25 protein-coding genes are annotated in these 22,357 nt (G+C 43.9%); 16 read left to right on the top strand and 9 right to left on the bottom strand.

Annotated elements, in window-relative coordinates:
- Nucleotides 1-8: 8 nt before the first annotated feature.
- The 4 genes from QVP35_RS04330 (at nt 9) to QVP35_RS04315 (ending at nt 3,208) form a co-directional block, all read left to right on the top strand.
- Complete coding sequence (locus QVP35_RS04330) at nt 9-725, top strand: RluA family pseudouridine synthase (RefSeq protein ID WP_022260832.1); 717 nt, start codon at nt 9-11, stop codon at nt 723-725.
- A 24-nt stretch (nt 726-749) separates the two neighbouring features.
- Nucleotides 750-1,523 (top strand): phosphoribosylformimino-5-aminoimidazole carboxamide ribotide isomerase, encoded by a 774-nt coding sequence (hisA, locus tag QVP35_RS04325; RefSeq protein ID WP_022260831.1) that lies wholly within the window; start codon nt 750-752, stop codon nt 1,521-1,523.
- A 16-nt stretch (nt 1,524-1,539) separates the two neighbouring features.
- Nucleotides 1,540-2,025 carry a hypothetical protein gene (locus tag QVP35_RS04320; protein ID WP_009289990.1) on the top strand — a complete coding sequence of 162 codons (486 nt, stop codon included), beginning with the start codon at nt 1,540-1,542 and terminating at the stop codon, nt 2,023-2,025.
- 85 nt (nt 2,026-2,110) lie between these two features.
- Complete coding sequence (locus QVP35_RS04315; protein ID WP_006568429.1) at nt 2,111-3,208, top strand: carbohydrate kinase family protein; 1,098 nt, start codon at nt 2,111-2,113, stop codon at nt 3,206-3,208.
- A 78-nt stretch (nt 3,209-3,286) separates the two neighbouring features.
- Here QVP35_RS04315 and QVP35_RS04310 read toward each other — a convergent pair whose 3' ends face one another.
- From QVP35_RS04310 to QVP35_RS04295, 4 genes are all read right to left on the bottom strand, one after another.
- Nucleotides 3,287-3,757, bottom strand: coding sequence for a hypothetical protein (locus tag QVP35_RS04310; RefSeq protein WP_006568430.1), 471 nt, complete (start codon nt 3,755-3,757; stop codon nt 3,287-3,289).
- A 79-nt stretch (nt 3,758-3,836) separates the two neighbouring features.
- A complete protein-coding gene (locus tag QVP35_RS04305) occupies nt 3,837-4,574 on the bottom strand; it encodes a lysophospholipid acyltransferase family protein (protein WP_009289988.1) in 738 nt (245 codons plus the stop codon).
- 29 nt (nt 4,575-4,603) lie between these two features.
- Nucleotides 4,604-6,052 carry a nicotinate phosphoribosyltransferase gene (locus tag QVP35_RS04300; protein ID WP_009289987.1) on the bottom strand — a complete coding sequence of 483 codons (1,449 nt, stop codon included), beginning with the start codon at nt 6,050-6,052 and terminating at the stop codon, nt 4,604-4,606.
- A 119-nt stretch (nt 6,053-6,171) separates the two neighbouring features.
- Nucleotides 6,172-6,429: an HPr family phosphocarrier protein gene (locus QVP35_RS04295; RefSeq protein ID WP_009289986.1), complete on the bottom strand. Its 258-nt coding sequence runs from the start codon at nt 6,427-6,429 to the stop codon at nt 6,172-6,174.
- Between the two features lie 170 nt (nt 6,430-6,599).
- Between QVP35_RS04295 and QVP35_RS04290 the strand changes: the two genes are divergently transcribed.
- The 9 genes from QVP35_RS04290 (at nt 6,600) to ileS (ending at nt 16,697) form a co-directional block, all read left to right on the top strand.
- Nucleotides 6,600-7,862: a sigma 54-interacting transcriptional regulator gene (locus tag QVP35_RS04290; protein ID WP_022260830.1), complete on the top strand. Its 1,263-nt coding sequence runs from the start codon at nt 6,600-6,602 to the stop codon at nt 7,860-7,862.
- On the top strand, nt 7,846-9,273 hold the full coding sequence (locus tag QVP35_RS04285) for a PRD domain-containing protein (protein WP_022260829.1): 1,428 nt from the start codon (nt 7,846-7,848) through the stop codon (nt 9,271-9,273). Before QVP35_RS04290 ends, QVP35_RS04285 begins: the two co-directional genes overlap by 17 nt.
- A 111-nt stretch (nt 9,274-9,384) precedes the next feature.
- Nucleotides 9,385-9,801 carry a PTS sugar transporter subunit IIA gene (locus tag QVP35_RS04280; protein WP_009289984.1) on the top strand — a complete coding sequence of 139 codons (417 nt, stop codon included), beginning with the start codon at nt 9,385-9,387 and terminating at the stop codon, nt 9,799-9,801.
- Entirely contained in the window at nt 9,794-10,270 is a 477-nt protein-coding gene (locus QVP35_RS04275; RefSeq protein ID WP_009289983.1) for a PTS sugar transporter subunit IIB, read from the top strand. The genes QVP35_RS04280 and QVP35_RS04275 overlap by 8 nt, the downstream gene beginning before the upstream one ends.
- Nucleotides 10,271-10,282: 12 nt before the next feature.
- On the top strand, nt 10,283-11,047 hold the full coding sequence (locus tag QVP35_RS04270; RefSeq protein ID WP_009289982.1) for a PTS sugar transporter subunit IIC: 765 nt from the start codon (nt 10,283-10,285) through the stop codon (nt 11,045-11,047).
- Nucleotides 11,040-11,882 (top strand): PTS system mannose/fructose/sorbose family transporter subunit IID, encoded by an 843-nt coding sequence (locus QVP35_RS04265; protein WP_009289981.1) that lies wholly within the window; start codon nt 11,040-11,042, stop codon nt 11,880-11,882. Before QVP35_RS04270 ends, QVP35_RS04265 begins: the two co-directional genes overlap by 8 nt.
- A 64-nt stretch (nt 11,883-11,946) precedes the next feature.
- Entirely contained in the window at nt 11,947-12,726 is a 780-nt protein-coding gene (locus QVP35_RS04260; RefSeq protein ID WP_006568440.1) for an alpha/beta hydrolase, read from the top strand.
- Between the two features lie 2 nt (nt 12,727-12,728).
- A complete protein-coding gene (locus QVP35_RS04255) occupies nt 12,729-13,223 on the top strand; it encodes a hypothetical protein (protein WP_022260827.1) in 495 nt (164 codons plus the stop codon).
- 357 nt (nt 13,224-13,580) lie between these two features.
- A complete protein-coding gene (gene ileS, locus QVP35_RS04250) occupies nt 13,581-16,697 on the top strand; it encodes an isoleucine--tRNA ligase (RefSeq protein WP_009289978.1) in 3,117 nt (1,038 codons plus the stop codon).
- A gap of 109 nt (nt 16,698-16,806) precedes the next feature.
- Here ileS and cptIN read toward each other — a convergent pair whose 3' ends face one another.
- From cptIN to QVP35_RS04235, 3 genes are all read right to left on the bottom strand, one after another.
- The gene (cptIN, locus tag QVP35_RS04245; RefSeq protein WP_022260826.1) at nt 16,807-17,124 is read right to left on the bottom strand and encodes a type III toxin-antitoxin system CptIN family toxin; all 318 of its coding nucleotides are present in this window, start codon (nt 17,122-17,124) and stop codon (nt 16,807-16,809) included.
- A 335-nt stretch (nt 17,125-17,459) separates the two neighbouring features.
- Nucleotides 17,460-17,747: a helix-turn-helix domain-containing protein gene (locus tag QVP35_RS04240; protein WP_009289977.1), complete on the bottom strand. Its 288-nt coding sequence runs from the start codon at nt 17,745-17,747 to the stop codon at nt 17,460-17,462.
- Nucleotides 17,748-17,762: 15 nt separating this feature from the next.
- Entirely contained in the window at nt 17,763-18,098 is a 336-nt protein-coding gene (locus QVP35_RS04235; RefSeq protein WP_009289976.1) for a type II toxin-antitoxin system RelE/ParE family toxin, read from the bottom strand.
- Between the two features lie 206 nt (nt 18,099-18,304).
- On the opposite strand from QVP35_RS04235, the gene QVP35_RS04230 reads away from it, so the two are divergent.
- From QVP35_RS04230 to QVP35_RS04220, 3 genes are all read left to right on the top strand, one after another.
- Complete coding sequence (locus QVP35_RS04230; RefSeq protein ID WP_009289975.1) at nt 18,305-19,243, top strand: SpoIID/LytB domain-containing protein; 939 nt, start codon at nt 18,305-18,307, stop codon at nt 19,241-19,243.
- A 44-nt stretch (nt 19,244-19,287) separates the two neighbouring features.
- Nucleotides 19,288-19,974 (top strand): M23 family metallopeptidase, encoded by a 687-nt coding sequence (locus QVP35_RS04225; protein ID WP_022260824.1) that lies wholly within the window; start codon nt 19,288-19,290, stop codon nt 19,972-19,974.
- 175 nt (nt 19,975-20,149) lie between these two features.
- Complete coding sequence (locus QVP35_RS04220) at nt 20,150-20,398, top strand: GIY-YIG nuclease family protein (RefSeq protein WP_009289974.1); 249 nt, start codon at nt 20,150-20,152, stop codon at nt 20,396-20,398.
- Nucleotides 20,399-20,463: 65 nt separating this feature from the next.
- Here the strand turns inward: QVP35_RS04220 and QVP35_RS04215 are convergent, their stop codons facing one another.
- Nucleotides 20,464-21,228, bottom strand: a complete 765-nt coding sequence (locus QVP35_RS04215) for a hypothetical protein (protein WP_009289973.1) — start codon at nt 21,226-21,228, stop codon at nt 20,464-20,466.
- A 168-nt stretch (nt 21,229-21,396) separates the two neighbouring features.
- Nucleotides 21,397-22,206: a hypothetical protein gene (locus tag QVP35_RS04210; RefSeq protein WP_009289972.1), complete on the bottom strand. Its 810-nt coding sequence runs from the start codon at nt 22,204-22,206 to the stop codon at nt 21,397-21,399.
- Nucleotides 22,207-22,357 lie beyond the last annotated feature (151 nt).

Below are 22,357 nucleotides of genomic sequence, written 5' to 3'. Positions count from 1 at the left end.
GAGCGGTCATGAGAAGAAAAAGAGAAGTAAAGATACTTTACAAAGATCAGGATATTGCCGTCTGTGAAAAGCCGGCGGGGATGCCCACAGCCGATGACAAGAGCGGAGATATGGATGTATTTCACAGTCTTATAAATCAGCTTTTTTTTGAGGAGAACCTTGACAGGGAGCCGGAGCTCTATGTGATTCACCGGCTTGACCGCCCCGTGGGAGGCGTCATGGTGTTTGCCAGAACGAAGGAGGCTGCGGCAGAGCTGAGCCGCCAGATCAGGGAACATATATTTGAGAAAGATTATCAGGCCATTGTAAACGGCTGGCTCCCTGAAGAGGATGGGGTTTTTACGGATTATCTCCTGAAAGACAATAAGAAAAACACATCCTGCACCGTGCCGGAAGAAACGAAGGGGGCAAAGAAAGCGGAGCTGTCTTACGAGGTTTTGGATATGGTGGAGACAGGGGAAGGGAAACTTACCTACTGCCTGATTCATCTCATGACCGGGAGACACCATCAGATCCGGGTCCAGTTTGCCGCCAGAGGCTTTGGACTTTACGGTGACACGAAATACAATAAGAAGTTCCAAAAGACGAAGAAACAATATGAAGAGATAGGACTCTATGCTACCAGAATCAGTTTTCGGCATCCGGTGACCGGGGAGGCATGTACCTTTAAGGCGGAGCCGAAAGGGAAGGCGTTTTTTATGCTGGAAGAACTGGACGCCTGGTAGAAACACGAAAAGAGGGAAGGCGAAATGAAATTCAGACCGTGCATTGATATTCATAACGGAAAGATTAAGCAGATTGTGGGAGGCAGCCTGCTGGATAAAGGAGACCAAGCAGATGAAAATTTTGTTTCGGTACATGACGGAGGCTTTTATGGTAAACTATACAGAAAGCACCGTTTATCCGGAGGCCATATCATCATACTGAATCCCAAAAGCTCAGAGTATTATGATGCGGATGTCCGGGAGGCATTGGCGGCACTGCGTGAATTTCCGGGAGGTCTTCAGGTTGGAGGCGGCATCACTGATGAGAATGCATCCTTTTTTATCGAACAGGGGGCATCCCATGTGATCGTCACTTCCTTTGTATTTTTCGCAGGTATGATCCGGCTTGAGAGACTGAAAAAGCTTTCGGATCTTGTGGGGCGGGAGCATCTGGTACTGGATTTCAGCTGCAGGAAGAGGGACGGAGAGTATTATATCGTTACAGACCGTTGGCAGAAATTTACAGACACCATTTTTACAAAAGAGCGATTAGAGGAGATGGAAGAATACTGCTCCGAATTTCTCGTTCATGGGGTCGACGTGGAAGGAAAGGGACAGGGCATCGATGAGGAACTGGTCCGGATTCTTGGAAGCTACATGGGAAACCCTGTAACATACGCGGGAGGTATAAAAGATTTTGCCGACCTTGAACTAATTAAAAGAGAAGGAAGAAACAGAGTGGATGTGACCGTCGGCAGCGCTCTGGATTTATTCGGCGGACCTATGGAATTTGAAAGAGTCCTTGGCTATTGTGATTGATATTGGAGGAATATATATGAAACTATGGTATGAAGCCAGCAATTTTACGATACAGCCCCACTGGGTCATTCCGTTTGCAATTCTGGGAGTGATTGGGCTGATCCTTATTTTTGCTTCTAAGAAATCTTTTTTTAAGCTGCTCGGAGGAGTCTGCCTTGTGATCTGTGCCGTGACGGCTCTCAGATTCTGCTATGGGTATGTGAGGATCATCCACACATATAAACAGGGGAATTACAAAACAGTCGAAGGTTATGTAGAGAATTTTGTTCCGGCGTCCAAGGGCGGGGAGACAAATGAAGATACGGAACAGGAGAGCTTCGACATCAAAGGGGTACATTTTTCCTACGGAGACCGCTTTATTAAGAAGTTTGGGTATCATCTGCCTTCTACTCAGGGAGGATACATTAAGAAAGATGGTCAGTATTTAAGGCTCGGCTACATTGACACCGAAGACCAGGGATATGTTATTGTAAAGATCGAAGAGCGCAGAGCAAAAAAATAAGAGAGTTAAGAAGCTGTGGCATCTGTAAAAGGGTGACACAGCTTTTGTGTAATTATATGGGTTATTTCATGATCAGGAGGTGCTTATGAAAAAAGTAGTAGTCGCAGGATGCCTTTGTCTGGATATCACGCCTGAATTCCACGACAGCCAGGAAAAGAGAAAAACTGCTTCAGAGTGGTTTCTGCCGGGCAAACTTCTGCAGGTGGGCGAAGCGTCGATCCATACCGGGGGAGCCGTTGCAAATACCGGACTTGCGTTCAGACATTTTGGCGCGGATGTGTCGCTGATGGGAAAGGTGGGAAATGACGCTTTTGGGAAACTCGTGCTGGATATTTTAAATCGTCATGGGGGAAGCCGCGGAGCTGCGGTATCGGAAGAGTGTTCGACAGCTTATACCATTGTTCTTGCGCCTCCCGGAGTCGACCGAATCTTTTTTCACAATCCGGGAGCGAATGATACCTTTGGATTGAGAGACATAAATTTTGATGAAATTGCGGGAGCCGATCTCTTTCATCTCGGTTATCCCACGATCATGAGGCGTATGTTTGAACATCCGGAGGAACTTCTGGAAATCTATCGCCGTGTAAAAGAGCTTGGGGTGAAGACTTCTCTGGATCTGACACTGATCGAGGAAGACTGCGATGCGGCACATACTGACTGGAAGAAGCTGTTTCAAAAGCTGCTTCCAAGCGTAGACTTTTTTGTGCCGAGTGCCGAGGAAATTTGTTTTCTGATTGACAAAGAGAGATATCATGAATGGATAGAAAGGGCATCCGGAAGAGATTTGACAGAGGTGCTCGACATAGAGAAAGATATTACGCCGCTGGCAGACAGGCTTCTTCAATGGGGAGCAGGGTCCGTGCTGATAAAATGCGGTGTCAAAGGATTGTACCTAAAGACCGGGGAAAATTTAGAAATGCCGGAAGAATGGCAGGACAAAGAACTGTTTGAGCCAAGCTTTCAGGCAGACAGAGTCCGTTCCGCAACGGGGGCCGGGGATGTGACGATTGCCGCTTTCCTTACAGGCCTTCTGGAGGGAAAAGATCCCGGCCGATGTCTTCAGCTGGGTGCAGCGGCGGGAGCCTCCTGTGTCACAGAGTATGACTCGTTGAGCGGACTGCTGAGCATGGAGGAAATGGAACAAAAAATAGACAGAGGATGGGAAAAGATTTCTATAAAATAACAAAAACGGCCGGTCATATTTGATCGGCCGCTTTTGCGGGTATATGTCATATTTTTAATTCTTATGTTTCGATTCTGCCTATTTCCTGCCTGAAACATTACGGGATGCTTCTATCGTTTTCTTCTTAAACTTCTTGAAGAATCCTTTGGGTTCCTGCGGCGGCGCAACGTTGCGCAGATTGTGGATTTCGGTAATATATATGCCGCTGACTTTGGCTTTGATCTCGGCTTTGACAGGCACTTGATCGTAGATCAGCTCATCACATAACAATGGAGTGATCTTCGGCCCGATTTTTACTTTTACCACAGGTACTTTGGCAATCTTGCCGCGCTTCGGAATCTGGTCGATGACCATCTTCGGAAAACCTGCCTCTGTCATCTTCATCTTCTTTTTATCAATGACCAGCATTGAATACATCTGAGCTGCACTTTCCAACTGTGCCCGCTGGGCTTCCTGCTTCTTCTGAAGTTTGTTTCCTACAAAATACAGAATGGCAAGAACAGCAATAATGACGACAGCAATAATCAATAAAACCATCCATACTTGCATTTCTTTCTTCCTCCTGGCTTTTCACTTCTTAAACTTCATGCCTTCATACGGCACGCCTAAAAAACATTATATCATCTTTTCAGGCCATTGTCTTATGTTTTTTTCTCATTTCGATAATTTCTTCACGAACTGCCGCCCCCAGGTGTTTCTGGGCCTGGCGGTCCAGCTGGTCCGGATAGATCGGCCGGCCGAATGTGATATGGACCTCTGTAGGCTTCACAGTGTATTTTTTGTTGTTCTCCAGAATATCTGCCGTCCCAGAGATGGCCATGGGTATTACCGGTACCTTTGATTTCAAAGCGGGTCTTAAGCTGCCTTCTTTAAATGTGTGTGGATCTTCATCCTGGCTTCTTGTTCCTTCCGGGAAAATGACCATGGAAAATCCGTCCTTCAAATACTGGGTACCTTTGTTGATCGTCTTCATACCTTCTTTAATATTTTTTCTGTCCAGAAACAGACAGTTGATGAACGTCATCCAGTGGCTGAGACAGGGAATCTTACCCATCTCTTTTTTTGCGAAAAATCCGGCGCCGCTGGGAGTTGCCACGTAGCTGCACAGGATATCATAATAACTGCTGTGATTCCCAACGTAGAGAACGGCGGTATCCTCAGGGATATTTTCACGCCCGTCTACGATAACTTTCGTGCCTGCAAACCGAAGACAGATCTTAAATGCATTCATGACCATGGACTGGGCTTTCTTTGCCCTGCGGTGTTCCTGTCCGGTTTTATTCCAATGGTTAAACAGCGGGTACATCGGAAAAGTGAGAGTCAGGAAGAAAAAAAGATATATGATATCAGCAAAAAAACGAATCATAGAGATTCTCCTTTCAATATTCTTTGGTTTTACGCCTTTTGGGACAGCAGCTGATTTTTTAAATCATACAAAGGTTTAGAGAGATCCACATAGACATTCTGAGGATTGACTAAACGCCGTGTCTCATCCCACAGAGTGTTGAGCTCTCCGGTACAGTAATCTCTGATCTCCATAGCTGAAGGATTTTCGTAGACACACTGCCCTTTCAGAAACACGGGAACCAGAAGTTCTCTGAGTGTATAGGTTCCGCCTATAATCGTGGATTTTTTCCAGGTGGCGATCGGGTCAAATATGACCAGGTCTTCTTTGCTGGAATAAACTTCGTCTGTCAGGCAGATCAAATCCGCACGGATCTTGCCTGTAGTCTTGTCATAAATCCGATAAACAGTTTTATTTCCCGGATTTGTAACTTTGGCGGGATTTTCTGAGATCTTGATCTTTGCCGTAAAGTCTTTTTCACCCTGATGCTTTGCAGCTGCAAGCTTATATACACCACCGAAGGCAGGGCAGTCTGAGGAGGTAATAAGCTTGGTGCCGACTCCCCAGGAGGTAATCGGAGCGCCCTGGAGCTTTAAACTCTGAATGAGGTTCTCATCCAGATCGCTGGAGGCGGAGATAATGGCTTCGGGAAATCCTGCATCGTCCAGCATAGCCCTCGCTTTTTTAGAAAGGTAGGCAAGATCTCCGCTGTCTAAGCGGATTCCGATTTTTCTGGGATGCAGTCCCTCATCTCTTAATTCCTTAAAGACCCGGATGGCGTTGGGGACACCGGATTTTAATGTGTCATAAGTGTCTACCAGAAGCATACATGCATCCGGATACAGAGAGGCATAGGTCTTAAATGCTGTATATTCGTCCGGAAAACTCATGATCCAGCTGTGGGCATGGGTGCCCAGCACCGGAAGGTCAAACATTTTCCCGGCAAGTACATTGGAGGTGCCGTCACATCCGCCGATCACAGCAGCTCTGGCACCGTAAGTCCCTGCATCAGCACCCTGGGCACGTCTCAGTCCGAACTCCATAACACCGCTTCCGCCAGCCGCATAGACGACGCGGGAGGCTTTCGTGGCGATCAGGCTCTGATGATTAATAATATTTAATATAGCAGTCTCAATCAGCTGGGCTTCCATCATGGGAGCGATCACCTTCAGGAGCGGCTCCATCGGAAAGACAACAGTGCCTTCCGGAATGGCATAAATATCACCGGTAAAATGGTATCCTGCAAGGTATTCCAGGAAATCTTCATCAAATATGTCAAGGCTTCGCAAGTAGTCAATATCTTCATATGAGAAAGACAGGTTTTTGATATAATCAATGACCAGCTCAAGTCCGCAGGCAATGGCATAGCCGCTGCCGGAAGGATTGTCCCGGTAAAAGACGTCAAAAATCACGGTCTCATCATTGCCGGACTTGTAATATCCCTGCATCATGGTCAGTTCATAAAGGTCCGTCAGCAATGTAAAATTTCGAGTCATCATTCCCCGATATCTCCTTTGTGTAGTTAGATTTTGACTTATCGTCATTTTTATATATTATATCATAAAATGTAAAGTAAAAATCATGAGTTTTTACTGCAGTTTCCGTCGCGGGATGAATTTTAGAGTTCCGTTTCCAGTATATTCAGGAGCTGCTCTCCGACGGATTCTTCATTCGGTCCCTCAACCGTGACGGATATCTTATCCCCGCATCCGGCCCCAAGGGCCATGAGATCAATGGGATTTTCGGCAGCAGCCTCAATACCTCTGCAGGAAAGGACGATGGAGCAGCCGGAGTTTCTGGCTAAAGCAATGATAGACACGCAGGGACGGGCATGGAGTCCGTTCGGCGCCTCAATTTTATAAGAAAGTGTTTTCATGAGATAAAACCTCCAAATGTTACCTGATTTATTTTGGTATTTTGATATAATCTTATTACTATCTATGGTAACATATTGTGAAAGAGAAAATCCATAAATTTGTTTGGAGAAAAAGTTTTTTATGTCATTTCTTAAGATTTCATCATCCGGAGGAAGACGGAGGGAGGGCCATGGAGAGAGGGAAGAAGACAAACAAAGACAGGCTCTTTGAGCAGGTTGAAAAGAGGGCAAGAGGCGAGGCGCAGGGAGTTGATGCTTCTCATCTCGCCCAAAGTCTTGGAATACCGAGAAATCTTGCAAGCAGTCTGCTCAATGAACTGGCCGCAGAGGGAAAGATCCGGAAGAAAAAGACGAGGCCGGTGTTGTTTTATTGTGACTGCAGGGAGGAAGATCAGGAGGAGGAAGATCCATTCCGTGAGTTTATAGGATTTGATAAGAGTCTGAGGGAACAGATGGAGAAGTGCCGCCTGGCCGCCAATTACCCCAACAGGGGGATGCCGGTCATGATCCTCGGACCCAGCGGTGTCGGAAAGAGTCTGATGGCAGAATACATATTCCGCTATGCAAAATTTAAGAAACTGATCCCGGAAGATGCACTGTTTGTTGTTTTAAACTGTGCAGATTATGCTAATAACCAGGAACTTTTATCTTCCATACTTTTTGGATACAAAAAAGGGGCCTTTACCGGAGCAGCCGAGACGACAGAAGGTCTTTTCCAAAAAGCAGACAAAGGATATTTATTTTTGGATGAGTTTCACAGGCTCCCGCCGGAAGGACAGGAAAAGCTGTTCCGGTATATCGACAAGGGAGTGGTGGCAAAAATCGGTGACAGCAGCAGTGAATCCAGGGTCGATGTCCGCCTTATCTTTGCGACGACAGAGGATATCAGTTCGATGCTGGATACTTTTATCCGGAGAGTTCCGGTCATGATTGAGATTCCCCCGTTTGCGGAGAGAACGATCGAGGAGCGGTTTCAGATTATCTGCAGGCTGTTTTTCCAGGAAGCACAGACGATGGGCTGCGGCTTTCTGGTCAGCAGCAATGTGGTGAATCAGCTTTTAATGCTGGATTTAAAAGGAAACATCGGAAGCATTAAAAATGCGGTCAAGTTAAGCTGTGCCAGTGCATTCTGCCGGGAAAAGGCAGAACCGGTCAGGGTCAAAATCCGAGATTTAAGTGACCACTACCGGTTTGAGCGCGGAAAAACCCAGATACAGTATATTACGGAAGCGGTTTTGATAGATAAAGAATGGAGTCCGAAAAAGGGTTCCGGACCGAAGGGGGGGAAAGATCCGGAACAATCTGGACTGGACGGAACTTTGCCGTCTTCTCGGGCGTTATCAAAATCACGGGATGACTCAGGAACGTTTCCGGTCCAAGATTTACAGGATGCTGGAAAAGTTTACGGGAAGTGTCATGGAATTAACCAGTGATGAAATGTCGGAGGCAATCTATCAGGGTGCGATCAAAAAGATCCTTGGTTACCTTCAGGAAAATTATGGACTCCAGTATAACGGCACAATGCTGACAGTATTAAGCAGGATACTGCTGCTGTTCAGCAGAGACGACGGATTTTCGGAAGAAGATGTCGAGGAACTGAGAAAGATCGAGGAGCTGATCAGAAGCCAGCTGTACAGATGCTATAAGATGAGTGCAATTTTTTATGAAATGGCCAGACAGACCATTGACTATGAGGCCTGTCCGCAGATGATCCGGGTATTTACGGCGCTTTATTTTTACTGCAGGATGGATGTACAGAATGATTTGAGCAATGCGGTGATTGTTGCTCACGGTCACGCTACGGCTTCCAGCATAGCGAGTATGGCGAACCGGATGTTTGGACAGTACATTTTTGAGGCATTCGATATGCCGTTTGATATTTCTAAAAAAGAGGTCGTAAAGAAGATCAGAAATTATTTGAAAAGAGTCGATACGTCCAGAGGACTTCTGCTGTTTGTAGATACAGGATCACTCCTGGACATCGCGGAAGATATCCAAAACGACGTGGAGGGAGATTTGGGAATCATCAATAATATTACGACACAGATGGCAGTGGAGGCAGGAGAACGCATTCTCAAAAGAGAGGGAATTCAGTTTGTTGTGGAGCAGGTGGTGAAACATAATGTCACGAATTTTACTTATATCAAACAGCGCAGGAAGGCAGATGCCGTTGTGGTCTGCTGTATTACCGGCATCGGAACGGCACTGAAAATACGGGATATGTTAAGGGAAGGTTTCCGCGAGACAGAGGTTGAGATCGAAGCATGCGAATATCAGGAACTGGCGTCTGAAAAACTGCAGTGTGAAGTGTTTCACAAATATAATGTACTGTTTATTATTTCTACGATTGAACTGAATCTTTCGGAAAAGCCGGTGCTGCTCTTAAACGACCTTGTAACGGAGAAGGGGAAGGCTCTGATAGAAGACGGCTTAAGAGGCAAGTATACAGAGAGGGTGATCCGACAGGTGATGACAAATATCATTAAGGGTTTCAGTATGAGAAATATTATAGGACAGCTGACGATACTGAATCCCGATAAGATCATCGTGGATGTGGAAGAAGCCGTAGAGAAGATAGAGGATTTCAGCCGATCGGCATTTTCGGTGGATTTGAAAAAAATGCTGTATATCCATATCAGTATTATGGTGGAACGCCTGATTCTGGAAAAAGGGCGGCTGCCTTTAGAAGATGGATCACAATTTGCCAAGTGTCATTCTGAGTTTATTTTAAACTCAAAAAACAGCTTTTCTGTCATAGAATCTAAATATAATGTGTCAGTAAATCAAAAAGAGCTGAAATTAATTTATGAATTAATCACCGGGAAAAGCGGAGGTCCTGCATGAAAATGCAGGGTTTTCTTTTTTCTCTGAAGTTTTTGCATTAAAAGTTGGCACAAAAATTGCTGTATAGCTTTATATAAACAATTTACAGCTGCATGCAAAAGGAGGGCCGAGATGATTGAAATGGTGATAGCAGCGCACGGAGGGTTTGGAAAAGAGCTGCTGAATAGTGTATCACTGGTCGTGGGACCGGTGGACAAATGTGCCGCATGGTCCCTGAATCCCGGGGATAATATTGAGAGAACAGGACTTCAGCTGAAAGAACTGCTGGATGAGATGGACGATGAGGAAGGAGGGATTGTCTTTACGGATATCTGGGGAGGGACTCCGGCCAATCTGTCACTTAAATACTCCAGAAATAAAAACATTAAAGTAATTTCCGGAGCGAGCCTGCCGATGATACTTGAGTTTATAAATGTGAGAGAGGAGCTGGGTCTTTCAGAAACTGCAGAGCGCTGTGTTGAAGCTGCGAGAAAAGGGTCGGTTATCATCAGTGATCTTTTTAATGAAAGGAGGAAGGAAAATGGCTGAGATTCAAATTGCAAGGATCGACTACAGGCTGATTCACGGACAGGTAGTGACAAAATGGATGAAGGCTTATCCCGCAAAGCGCATTGTCATTGTGGATACAGAGCTGGCGCAGGATGATTTTATGGCTGATATCTATGCGATGGCCGCGCCGGCAGGAACGAAAGTGGATGTGGTGGAGACAGACCAGGCAAAAAGTTTTTTGGAAGGAACGAAAGGGAGTGTGTTTTTACTGTTTAAGAATGTGGAATCCTGTTATGAAGCATTTTCTGACGGTGTGATATTTCCAAAGCTGGTCGTGGGAGGAATACCTACGGATGCGGGGAAAGCCCTTGTTTACAGCAGCATTTATATGAGTGCGTCTGAGTATGAGAAGCTGGAAAAGATCAGCGATACAGGGATACAGGTAATTCTTCAGTCCACACCGGACGACTCTTATGCAGAACTTTCAAAAATTAAAGAAAAACTATAAGGAGGATTTGTTATGGATGTACAGACGTTAATCATGGCCATCGCCATGGGTGTGCTCTATTGGATAGCCAACGGATATCTGGGATATACATTGTGGATATCAGTGGGAACGCCGTTTACCATGGGATTGGTCGCAGGGCTGATCTACGGAGATATTGCAACAGGTATTATTTTGGCCGGCAGTATTAAATTGATCTACCTGGGAGTCTTCGCACCGGGAGGACAGCTGCCGGCGGATGAAGGAATAGCCGCAGCATGTGTCATCCCCATTGCCCTAAAGACCGGGATGGCGCCGGAGGTAGCGATTTCTCTGGCCGTGCCGGTTGGGCTTCTGGGAGCATTCCTTTATAACTTTAAAAAGATTGCAAACTGCATGTTTGTTGTAAAGGCCGATAAGTATGCAGAGGAAGGCAACATGAAGGGGGTATGGCGGTGTGCAAGTATCTGGCCGTTCCTTCTCAGTGCACTGCTCTTTTTCCTGCCGGTATTTCTGGTAAATATTTTTGGAGCCGACGTAGTAAAACCTGTTTTGAATGCAATTCCTGAATGGCTGATGCACGGGCTGGAAGTTGCCGGAGGAGTGCTGCCTGCCGTGGGATTTGCAATGATCATTTACATGATAGGAAAAGCAAAATATATTCCGCTGTTTCTCATTGGATTTTACCTGGTGAAAATATCAAATATCAATACACTGGTTGCGGGCGTGTTTGCAGTCTGCATCGCAGTCACAGCCATTGTACTGAAGAGGGAAGTAAAGGAGGAACTGGCTGATGAGTGAAGATATGAAGGTAAAAGAAGCAGTTGAATCAGAAAGCAGAGAAGGCTCAGTCCTCACCAAAAAGGATATTGACAAAGCCTACTTCCGCTGGTGGATGACGGCGGAAATAAGCGCCAACTATGAGAGGATGCAGGGCCTTGCATATGGGGCGAGCATGATCCCGATCCTGGAAAAGTTATATCCGGAGAAAGAGGATCTTTCCGAAGCGCTAAAGCGGCATCTTGCGTTTTTTAATTCAGAGGCGACATGGGGCAGTATGATTTTCGGAAGCGCCATTGCGATGGAAGAAGAGAGGGCAAAACATAAGAAAATGCCCGGAGAAATGATCACCAGTTACAAGACCGGTCTCATGGGACCGGTTGCGGGAATCGGCGATACGGTGGATCTGGCGACGATCTTTACTCTTGTAAGCGCATTCTGCTGCAGCTTTGCGATGAAAGGAAGTCTGGCGGCTCCGATCATCATGTTCCTGTTGGGGGCGGCTATGTATGTAGAAGGGCTGATCTTCCACAGAGTCGGATACAAAATGGGACGTTCTTCTGTGAAGAATATCATGTCCTCCGGTAAATTAAAGGATATGATAAACGGTGCAAATATGATCGGTATGTTTATGATGGGTGCGTTATCCGCAGGTTTGGTCAGCCTGTCCACAGTAGTCAAAACAAAATCTTTTAACCTGCAGGAGACACTGGACTCCATCGCACCCGGAATATTGCCTCTGCTGGTGATTTTTCTGGCATATTTCGGACTGAAGGGAAGGAAGATGTCTGCACCGAAAATTGTTATCCTGATTATTCTTGTGTGTGTAGTGGGATCTTTGCTGAAAGTATTATAAATATAATGAAAATAAAGAAGGTGGTATTATCAGTCTGATCAGCTGTAATTTTTACTCCAGGTCATTGGGGCGCAGCACCCGATTCTATGCGGCTCTGCCAAAGGAAACGGTGGGAGGAAAGCTTCAGGTGCTTTACCTTCTGCACGGGGGAGGGGACAACGAGACAAAGTGGCACCGCAGAGTGCCTGTGGAACGGATTTTCTCCGGGCTGAAAGTTTTAGTCGTCATGCCGGACGGAGGCCTCAGCTATTACACCGATACAGTTTGCGGAGAAAACTACTGGACCTATCTGAGCGAGGAACTGCCGGAGGTCATAAGAAGTTATTTTCCGGTATCTGAAAAAAGGGAAGATACATTTACGGCTGGACTTTCCATGGGAGGATACGGAGCCATGAAACTTGCGCTGCTTAAACCGGAACGGTTTGCCAAAGCGGCAACATTTTCAGGGAGCCTTGACATGGTGAGAGAGATTGGGGTTGTCATGTCCGATACGAAGGAACGGGAAGAATTTCTTGGGGATTACGAAATGGATGAGACATTTTATACATCCATTTTCGGAGATTTAGACAAAATAAAGGGCAGTCCGGCAGACATTTATCATCTGCTGGAAATGCACCGGGGGAAAACAGAGCATCTGCCTGACATCTATCAATGCTGCGGTACGGAAGACTTTTTATACAGGTTTAATCTGCTCTTTAAGAATAAACTGAACCATATGGGGGCAGGGCTTACGTTCGAAGAATGGCCGGGAGGACATGACTGGGTATTTTGGGAAGAAGCCCTCCGCCGCTCAGTCAGATGGTTTTCATTTAAAAGAGAGTATATCTCAGACGGGGAGGTGTAGCTTTGGCGTACATACTCTGTGATTTTTATTCCAGGTCATTGGGAAAAGATACGGTTATTCATATGATTTTTCCGGAATATGGACAGATCGGTAAAAAGAAGATTAAGATCTGTACTCTGCTGCACGGCCAGAGTCAGGATGCTTCTTTCTGGATCCGCAGAACAAATATAGAGCAGATTGCCGGGGAAGAGAACATGGCTGTTATCATGCCGGAGGCAGCGAGAAGCTTTTTCGTGCAAATGCCCAATGAAAGAAATTTTCAAAAATTTCTGCGGGAAGAGCTGCCGGAATTTTTGGACCATACGTTTCCTTTTTTATCAAAGAATCCGGAAGATCACATGATCGCATCCAGCGAAAAATCTTGTGCAGGGAGAATGAAAGATATTGTGTCAGAGGGCTGTTCTTATTACGGACGGTGGAGCTGTCTTCCGCGTGATTTTACAGATGCGGACCTGCGGTTTCTGATGTCGGGAACAGAAATTCATGAAGATGGTTGACATTTAAAAATGCCTATACTAAAATAAACACAAATAAACATTTTCAAAGAGTGTTGACAGAGACAGTACTTATGCTGTAAAAGCAGAGAGCGAGTCAGGGGCGGTGGGAGCCTGATGCAAGTAGCACATAAGGAATATCACTCTTGAGCTGCAAGCTGAACAAAGTAAGCTGTGCCGGCATCCTCCGTTATCAGGATAACATATGTCAGTATGTGAAATAGGTGGTATAGAAGCAGCAAGTGTTGTCCTATTTTAGGACAGCACTTTTTTATTTTACAGGGAAGGTCGCAGAACTTCCCTATGAAATAAAAACGCCGTCTAAGAAAATCAAAATTAATAAAAAAGGAGAAATAGACGATGTACAAGAAAGTATCTTCCGACCTGAATTTTGTTGACCGCGAGAAGCAGACCGTTGAGTTCTGGAAAGAACACAAGATTTTTGAAAAGAGTATCGAAGAGAGAAAAGGGGATGACACCTATACTTTTTATGACGGGCCTCCGACAGCAAACGGAAAACCCCATATCGGCCATGTTCTGACACGTGTCATCAAGGATATGATCCCGCGCTATCAGACGATGAAAGGTCACAAGATCATCCGTAAGGCAGGGTGGGACACCCATGGTCTTCCGGTAGAACTGGAAGTGGAAAAGAAGCTTGGATTGGACGGAAAAGAACAGATCGAAGAATACGGACTGGCTCCTTTCATTAAAGAATGTAAAGAAAGTGTCTGGAAGTATAAAGGCATGTGGGAAGATTTCTCAGGTGTGGTAGGCTTTTGGGCAGATATGGATGATCCCTATGTAACTTATCACAACGACTATATCGAATCCGTCTGGTGGGCATTAAAACAGATCTGGGATAAAGGTCTCCTTTATAAGGGATATAAGATTGTACCTTACTGTCCTCGCTGCGGAACCCCGCTTTCTTCCCATGAGGTAGCCCAGGGATATAAAGATGTAAAAGAAAAATCAGCCATTGCAAGATTTAAAGTGAAGGATGAGGACGCATATATTCTGGCTTGGACCACAACCCCATGGACCCTTCCTTCTAATGTGGCACTCTGTGTGAATCCGAATGAGACTTATGTCAAAGTGGAAAATGACGGATATACTTATTATCTGGCAGAAGCGCTCTGTGACAGTGTACTCGAAGGTGAATACAAGGTGCTTGAGACATACAAAGGAACAGACCTGGAATATAAGGAGTACGAGCCGCTGTTCCCGTTTGTGACACCGAAAGAGAAGGCATATTACGTAACCTGCGATACCTATGTCACGCTGACAGACGGTACAGGAGTGGTCCACATCGCCCCTGCATTTGGTGAGGACGATGCTCAGGTCGGCAGAAAATACGGACTGCCGTTCGTACAGCTTGTGGATGAAAAAGGTGAGATGACAAAAGAGACACCTTGGGCAGGAACGTTCTGTAAAGATGCGGATAAACTGATCCTGAAAGATCTGGTAGAAAGAGGTCTCTTATTTGCGGCACTTGACTTTGAGCACAGTTATCCTCACTGCTGGAGATGTGATACTCCGCTGATCTACTATGCGAGAGAATCCTGGTTTATTAAGATGACGGATGTAAAAGACCAGCTGATCAAGAACAACAATACCGTCAACTGGGTTCCGGAAAACATCGGAAAAGGACGTTTCGGGGACTGGCTGGAAAATGTCCAGGATTGGGGCATTTCCAGAAACCGTTACTGGGGAACTCCGCTGAATGTCTGGGAATGTGAATGCGGACATCAGCACGCCATCGGTTCTATTGAAGAGTTAAAGAGCATGTCTGACAACTGCCCGGAGGACATCGAACTGCACCGCCCATATATTGACGATGTGACTGTAAAGTGTCCGGAGTGCGGAAAAGAGATGCGCCGGGTGGAAGAGGTCATCGATTGTTGGTTTGACTCAGGTTCCATGCCGTTTGCCCAGTGGCATTATCCGTTTGAAAATAAAGAAATCTTCGAGGAGAATTTCCCTGCTGACTTTATATCCGAAGCAGTGGACCAGACAAGAGGATGGTTCTATTCTCTCCTGGCAATCTCTACGCTGCTGTTTGACAAGGCTCCATATAAAAATGTCATTGTATTAGGTCATGTCCAGGATGAAAACGGACAAAAGATGTCCAAGTCCAAAGGAAATGCAGTCGATCCTATGGAGGCACTGGCAGAGCACGGGGCAGATGCCATCCGCTGGTACTTCTATACAAACAGTGCCCCATGGCTTCCGAACCGGTTCCATGGAAAAGCCGTGACTGAAGGCCAGAGAAAGTTCATGGGAACACTGTGGAATACTTATGCATTCTATGTGTTATATGCAGAGATCGATCAGTTTGATCCAACGAAATACAGTCTGGATCATGACAAGCTGCCGGTCATGGACCGCTGGCTTTTATCCAAGCTGAATTCTCTCGTGAGAACTGTGGATGAGAATCTGGGCGCTTACAGGATTCCGGAAGCCGCAAGGGCTCTACAGGAATTTGTCGATGAGATGAGCAACTGGTATGTAAGACGATGCCGTGAGAGGTTCTGGGCAAAGGGAATGGAGCAGGATAAAATCAATGCATATATGACTCTTTACACTGCGTTGACAACTGTCTGTAAGGCAGCGGCTCCGATGATTCCGTTTATGACGGAAGAGATTTATCAGAATCTTGTAAAAAGTGTGGATCAGGAGGCTCCTGAGAGCATCCATCTGTGTGACTTCCCGGCTGTGGATGAGAGTCTCTGCGACAAAGAGCTGGAAGAAAATATGGACGCCGTATTAAAGATTGTCGTTCTCGGACGTGCGTGCAGAAACAGTGCCAGCATCAAGAACCGCCAGCCGATCGGACAGATGTATGTAAAAGCGCCATCAGAGCTGCCGGAATTCTATCAGGATATTATCCGTGAAGAATTAAATGTGAAAGCCATTGAGTTTACAGACGATGTTTCAAATTTCACCACATACAATTTCAAACCGCAGTTAAAGACAGTGGGACCGAAATACGGAAAACTATTAAACGGCATCCGCAAACATTTGACAGAGCTGGACGGAAACAAGGCCAAAGCAGAGCTGGATTCTAAGGGAATGCTTGAGTTCACTGTGGATGGCATGCCGGTGGAACTTTCCGAAGAGGATCTCCTGATCGAAATGGTGAAGCAGGAAGGCTTTGTGACAGAGGCGGACAGTGACTTTACGGTTGTGCTGGATACGAATCTGACAGAAGAGCTTCTCGAAGAAGGCTTTATCCGGGAAATCATCAGCAAGGTTCAGTCTATGAGAAAAGAGGCGGGATTTGAAGTGATGGATCAGATCACGATTTCTTATGAAGCAAATGAAAAAGTTAAAGAGCTGATCTCAAAAAATGAAAGTACTGTCATGAATGATGTGCTGGCTACGGGAATTGTGGCAGGAGAGGCAGCAGGCTTCACGAAAGAGTGGAATATCAATGGAGAAAAAGTAACTCTTGGAGTGAAAAAGAACGAAGAATAATTATTAAATAAAGATGAAAAAGAGATGGGCGGGATATCATCAGCAGATAGGTATTCCGCCCGCCTTTTGCAGATAAAAAGGAACAATATGTAAACGATAAAGTATTGTATCACTTTAACTTTTTTAGCATAGATAAAACGTCTGGCTGGGTAGGGGTAAATTTAACACCTCGTTTGAGCATACCTAGAACTTTTTTTGCTTTCGTTTGGACGATCTGAGCGGTATGTTCGCTGGTTAACTTTAAATGATTCCCGGAAATGGTATAGGGACGCTTGATATATTTTTCTGTTACTGGAAACATATCCTGTATTAAGAAAACACTTTCGATGCCGGTATCCAATTTTGCGATATGCAGGATATCACAAGGCCGGCCATCAGAAATGCGCTGATCTATGAGTTTTTGATATTTCTTTATCTTACTGTTCATAGGAATCATCTAGTAAATTTCATGTGAAGTATCCTGAAAGCAGTAATAATGCGGTCTGGATTCAAGTTTATTGCCTTTCAAATATGGATCGTTCATATCGTGGAAAAATTCATCTTTTATAATATAGAATCCTGAGGTTGTCATATAAATATCCTTTTTTAGTATAATTATGTAAACATAGATTATAAAAACTTCCCACAATTTGTGGGAAGTTTACAACCCAACTATTTATATACCGCATATTGGTCAGCGGTAAACTTTATATATTTATCATAACATATGTTTTTTAAAAGTCAATATATATTTCTATATTTATACAATTATAATAGAAAATGTCATGTTTTGGACTTTGGAATAAATTCAATCTTTAAAGACATTCCCATACCGTCTGCTAGTCTTTTTAACAGATTTAACGTGGGATTTCTAGTTCCGTTTTCTAGTTTGCTTATATCTGCCTGATCAATTCCTGTTCTGTCTGAGAGCTGCTTTTGAGTAAGATTCTGGGAAATTCGGGCATCTACCATAGCTCTGATCACATCCATTTCAGGCTGGAGTTTTTCGTATTCCCTTTTAAATTCGGGATCTTTCAGCTGCTCATTTATAACTTTGTTTAAAGTTTTCATTTTTTCACTTCCTTTTTAAATAATCCATTTTCCGCTTTTTGCTAATGAAATTTCTTTGACTGGAGTTTTCCGTGTTTTTTTAATGAATCCATTTATTAAAATTATTATTCTCCCATAATAGAAAAAATATAAAACTCTGGAAATATCAGTTCCGACCTTAATACGAATTTCAAAAATTCCATCACCAAGATATTTAGTGTAAGCTTCTCTCAGTTGGTTGCCTTTTTTTTGAAGTATCTTTAAAATACCAAGTAATTTAGCTTTCATTTTAGTATCTAAACTTAAAATAAAGTGTTCAACAGGAAGATTGCCATTTATATCTTTGTAAAATTCAATTGTAAATTGATCCAAAGTAAAATTCTCCTTTGTTAAAATAATTATATGGCGTATATCCCATATTGTCAATGATTATAAGTAAAAATAACAAACATGTATTATGAAAAATGTAAATTAATGTATATTATATAGGATTAAAGTTTTTTAATCAAGAAAATATAAAGGAATACATTCTGCCTGTCCTGAATAAAATAATAAGACGGACAGGAAGGGGGATTTTAATGAGAAATAAATTGTCCTACCTTTTCTTTTTGCTGTTTCTGTTCTGCAGTGTTCCATATCTGCTGACAGTGGTGCTTTCAGGAAAAGAAGAAGCAAAACCTGTGGATTTTCAGACCCACACCAGCGGTTACACTGTGACAGTGAGCGGAAAACCGATGGATTTAGAAGCCTATTTGCTGGGTGTACTGCCGACACAGATTTCTATGGATGATGAAAAAGAGGCGTTAAAAGCCCAGGCGGTCATTTTGAGGACAGATATTCTGCGAAGAATCGGTGACAAAAAGAACATAAGCCAGGATTCTCTTCCATACAAATATGAGTCGGATGACAACTTGCAGGAAAAGTTAGGGGAACGAAAATATAAAATAACCGATCAGTCAAGAAAACAGGCAGTCGGGGAGACGACAGGAGAGGTCATTACATATGAGGGAAAATATATACAGCCGTATTTCCATGGCATCAGTGTCGGTACTACTTTGAGTGCCAAAGAATGGTTCGGAAAAGAGATTCCTTATCTTCAGGAAAAAGACAGCCTGAAAGATGTGGAATCACCGGAATATATGACTGGGATTCCAGTGACATATGGGCAGGTGGTGACTCAGCTGAAAAAGGAGAATAAGATCAGTCTGTCAGTGGAGGAAGCCAGGAAATCCATTCGGATCAAAGAAAAGACAGGAAACGGTTATGTCAAAAAAGTACAGGTCGGAAAATATGTTATGACCGGAGAGGCTTGGGCAAAATGCTTTCAGCTGAACTCTACGAACTTTTATCTGGAGCCGTATGACGGCAAGCTGAGGATGGTAGCGCTGGGAAAAGGCCTTGGGCTCGGACTGTCCCAATATGGAGCCAATGAGCTGGCCAAGGACGGAAAAAGTTATAAAAATATTTTAAAATATTATTATACAGGAATTCAAATTACAAAAATGTCTGATCAGTGAATAAAGCCTCAGAATTCGGTAAAACTATCACTGAGGTGATGAAAATGAAAGGACATAACCGGGACGTCTCTTCCCCATTAAAGAAATACTATGCGGTGATGCTGGTAGGACTGGCCCTTTTTATCGGGATCATGACATATTACAGCATAGAATTTAAAAATAAAAGAGACTTAGCAAAACAGCAGGTAGATTTAAACAAGGATTCCGTCGGTGTCAATAACGGGGCTACCGAGGGAACAACAGAAGCAACGACCACAGAAGCGACGGAGGCAGAGACTGAAAAGACCACAGAGACTATGAACCAGAATACGGTATCATATGATGGAAAAACAAAGCTTGCCTGGCCGCTGACAGGAAACGTTCTGATGCCTTACAGCGTTGACTCCACTATTTATTTTGAATCCCTGGACCAGTACCGGGTAAATAAGGGAATCATGATCGAGGCAAAAGAGGGAATGGCAGTAAAAGCTCCGAAAAACGCAAAAGTAGAAGAAATCCGCAAGACCGAAGAATATGGACAGACTGTACTCCTGGATTTAGGGAACGGTTACACCGCACTCTACGGACAGCTGAAAAATCTCGCTGTGAAAGAAGGAGATACAGTGACAAAGAACCAGATTCTTGGTAAGGTTGCGGCCCCTACTGACTGCTTTACACTGGAGGGTGCAAATGTATACCTGCAGATGGAAAAGGACAAGAAGACAATTAATCCAACCAGTTATTTAGAATAGTGGAACAAAGATCTGAAAATATCGTATACTATATAAGAAGCAAAAATAACAGTCAATGTACTTTTTACTTTACTTTGCTTTTAAGGGTATCTTACTTTTCACATCTTTGGCTGCTGTAGAAGAAAGGCTGCCGCTTCGGCAGCTTTTTCTTCGAATAAACGAAGGAGAAATTGAGATGAAGAACTATACATATGTTTTAAAGTGCAGCGACAAGAGTCTCTACACAGGATGGACCAATGACATTGAAAAACGGCTGAAGTCCCACAACGAGGGCAAAGGCGCCAAGTACACAAGAGGCCGGACACCGGTTGAGCTTGTGTACTTGGAGGAGTTTGATACAAAAGAGGCGGCGATGAAAAGAGAAGCCGCCATAAAAAAGATGAGCCGGGCAGAGAAATTAAGGCTGCCCGGCATAAAAGTGTGAGTTTTTTAGCACTATCGTTGTTTCTGTGAAGAAGATTACTGGGTATAGTAAGTAAAATTCAGATTTTACGGCTCTATTGCAAGCCAGTTAAAGTCTGTTGACGCGGCTGTATTATATACTCCGATTTCAAATCCGGTATCAGTCTTATTTCGGATGGAACATGAACACGGAGCAATATTTGTACGCACATGAGAAGCGACAACCATCGGGACACTCTTGTGCGGATACCTGTAACTCACTGCAACAAATGACCATTTACCACTGCCCTGTCCAGCTACGGTTACAGTGCCGCATTCAAATCTATTTGTTAAAGCCGAATTTAAATCATCAACCCTATGATTCACTTTGCTGATTGATTCTGTATGTTCTTGATAAGCTTCAATATTTACCAGTCCCTTGGAGTTCAGTAATACTTCAAAAGGTGCTGTGTTGGAAGTGTTAAAATAAAAATCCCATGTAACAGAATAACCCGAACTTTCCGTCTCGGAAGGAATATGTTTCGCCTGAGATGCCTGTGAAATACAAAATAATATTTCACCTTCATCCGGATCTTCTGCAAAAAATCCAACTTGCCATAAGTCATAACTTTCTTCTAAACCTGTGTTTTCAAGCAGAACTGGAAGAATTGTTTTTTTACCTTCTGCTCTTGAGGGCTGAAGTGTTATATCATATCCCCCTTCTGTGACGTCTGTCTGCTGCCGAAGATCCACAATCGGGACCTTTTTGGCACCTGTCGTAACTCTTGTGATTTTTAATGTCTGTCCCTGAAGCAGCTTAGCCTGTAATACTCTTCCTTTGTCTGTTAATACTGTGTTTTCCCAAATATCCATAACATTACCTCCTGGTTTGTTATCCCTTAAAAAAGCCAATGATAATATGTGGCAAATAACAGCTACTCTAAAAACACCAGATCATGATCTCTATAAATACTATAACATGATGACCATGGGCAATGTGGGCGGGTTCTGTATGGGGCACTATAAAGAGAATAATGTAAGTTATAGTTTCACATAAATAAATCTTATTAAGGCAATTGCAGAAACAGTGCCAGTTCCATGATTCCAAAAATATACTTTTGAATTATCACAGTAATGACAAGTAACTCTTGGGGAGTTTGTTATTGCACATTGTGTGAATAAAAGTTTATATCCAGATAAAGTTGGAGGGGATAAATTATAGTTTACTGATGAAGAGGCTCCAACACTATAAGACATCCACTGTTCTCTTATTGTAACATAATTTGTTAGCTTATTTGTAGTCTCGACTATTTTATTGTTTGCAGAACTTAATTTATCGTTGAGATCATATATTCTGCTATTCACCTCATTAATCGCTTCTGTATGTTCCTGATAAGCCTCAATATTCACCAGACCGCTGGAATTCAATACAACCTCAAATGATACCGTATTGGAAGGATTAAAATAAAAATCCCACGTAACAGAATACCCCGGGCTTTCTGCCTCAGAAGGTATATGTTTCGCCTGTGATGCCTGTGAAATGCAAAATAATATCTCACCTTCATCTGGGTCTTCCGCGAAAAATCCAACCTGCCATAAGTCATAGCTTTCTTTTAAACCTGTGTTTTCGAGCAGAACCGGAAGAATTGTTTTTTCGCCTTCTGTCCTTGAGGGCTGAAGTGTAATGTCATATCCTCCTTCCGTGACATCCGTCTGCTGCCGAAGATCTACAATCGGCACCTTTTTGGAACCCGTCGTAACTCTGGTGATTTTTAGAGTCTGACCCTGAAGCAGTTTCGCCTGCAGTGCTTTTCCCTGGTCGGTCAACACTGTGTTTTCCCAAATATTCATTTTCTTCTCCTTTGTAAAAAATTGATTTGTTAACTGCAGATATGAATATAGCATGATGACCGCGGGCAATGTGGGCAAGTTGAATTTGGGGAGATATCAAAAGAAACACAAAAATCTCTGTGTTTCTTTTGATATCTCCCCAATATGCTGT

The sequence above is a fragment of the Anaerostipes sp. CAG:276 genome (assembly GCF_000432215.1).
Taxonomy (GTDB): domain Bacteria; phylum Bacillota; class Clostridia; order Lachnospirales; family Lachnospiraceae; genus Anaerostipes; species Anaerostipes caccae.
The sequence above is the reverse complement of the archived record's forward strand: the minus strand, read 5'-3'. Positions and strand labels throughout refer to the sequence as shown.

What these genes read in the sequence shown, in the direction of transcription:
- QVP35_RS04330 (WP_022260832.1), top strand. Translation starts at nt 9, where the DNA reads ATGAGAAGAAAAAGAGAAGTAAAGATACTTTACAAAGATCAGGATATT.
- hisA (WP_022260831.1), top strand. Translation starts at nt 750, where the DNA reads ATGAAATTCAGACCGTGCATTGATATTCATAACGGAAAGATTAAGCAG.
- QVP35_RS04320 (WP_009289990.1), top strand. Translation starts at nt 1,540, where the DNA reads ATGAAACTATGGTATGAAGCCAGCAATTTTACGATACAGCCCCACTGG.
- QVP35_RS04315 (WP_006568429.1), top strand. Translation starts at nt 2,111, where the DNA reads ATGAAAAAAGTAGTAGTCGCAGGATGCCTTTGTCTGGATATCACGCCT.
- QVP35_RS04310 (WP_006568430.1), bottom strand. Translation starts at nt 3,757, where the DNA reads ATGCAAGTATGGATGGTTTTATTGATTATTGCTGTCGTCATTATTGCT.
- QVP35_RS04305 (WP_009289988.1), bottom strand. Translation starts at nt 4,574, where the DNA reads ATGATTCGTTTTTTTGCTGATATCATATATCTTTTTTTCTTCCTGACT.
- QVP35_RS04300 (WP_009289987.1), bottom strand. Translation starts at nt 6,052, where the DNA reads ATGATGACTCGAAATTTTACATTGCTGACGGACCTTTATGAACTGACC.
- QVP35_RS04295 (WP_009289986.1), bottom strand. Translation starts at nt 6,429, where the DNA reads ATGAAAACACTTTCTTATAAAATTGAGGCGCCGAACGGACTCCATGCC.
- QVP35_RS04290 (WP_022260830.1), top strand. Translation starts at nt 6,600, where the DNA reads ATGGAGAGAGGGAAGAAGACAAACAAAGACAGGCTCTTTGAGCAGGTT.
- QVP35_RS04285 (WP_022260829.1), top strand. Translation starts at nt 7,846, where the DNA reads ATGGAATTAACCAGTGATGAAATGTCGGAGGCAATCTATCAGGGTGCG.
- QVP35_RS04280 (WP_009289984.1), top strand. Translation starts at nt 9,385, where the DNA reads ATGATTGAAATGGTGATAGCAGCGCACGGAGGGTTTGGAAAAGAGCTG.
- QVP35_RS04275 (WP_009289983.1), top strand. Translation starts at nt 9,794, where the DNA reads ATGGCTGAGATTCAAATTGCAAGGATCGACTACAGGCTGATTCACGGA.
- QVP35_RS04270 (WP_009289982.1), top strand. Translation starts at nt 10,283, where the DNA reads ATGGATGTACAGACGTTAATCATGGCCATCGCCATGGGTGTGCTCTAT.
- QVP35_RS04265 (WP_009289981.1), top strand. Translation starts at nt 11,040, where the DNA reads ATGAGTGAAGATATGAAGGTAAAAGAAGCAGTTGAATCAGAAAGCAGA.
- ileS (WP_009289978.1), top strand. Translation starts at nt 13,581, where the DNA reads ATGTACAAGAAAGTATCTTCCGACCTGAATTTTGTTGACCGCGAGAAG.
- cptIN (WP_022260826.1), bottom strand. Translation starts at nt 17,124, where the DNA reads ATGAACAGTAAGATAAAGAAATATCAAAAACTCATAGATCAGCGCATT.
- QVP35_RS04240 (WP_009289977.1), bottom strand. Translation starts at nt 17,747, where the DNA reads ATGAAAACTTTAAACAAAGTTATAAATGAGCAGCTGAAAGATCCCGAA.
- QVP35_RS04230 (WP_009289975.1), top strand. Translation starts at nt 18,305, where the DNA reads ATGAGAAATAAATTGTCCTACCTTTTCTTTTTGCTGTTTCTGTTCTGC.
- QVP35_RS04225 (WP_022260824.1), top strand. Translation starts at nt 19,288, where the DNA reads ATGAAAGGACATAACCGGGACGTCTCTTCCCCATTAAAGAAATACTAT.
- QVP35_RS04220 (WP_009289974.1), top strand. Translation starts at nt 20,150, where the DNA reads ATGAAGAACTATACATATGTTTTAAAGTGCAGCGACAAGAGTCTCTAC.
- QVP35_RS04215 (WP_009289973.1), bottom strand. Translation starts at nt 21,228, where the DNA reads ATGGATATTTGGGAAAACACAGTATTAACAGACAAAGGAAGAGTATTA.
- QVP35_RS04210 (WP_009289972.1), bottom strand. Translation starts at nt 22,206, where the DNA reads ATGAATATTTGGGAAAACACAGTGTTGACCGACCAGGGAAAAGCACTG.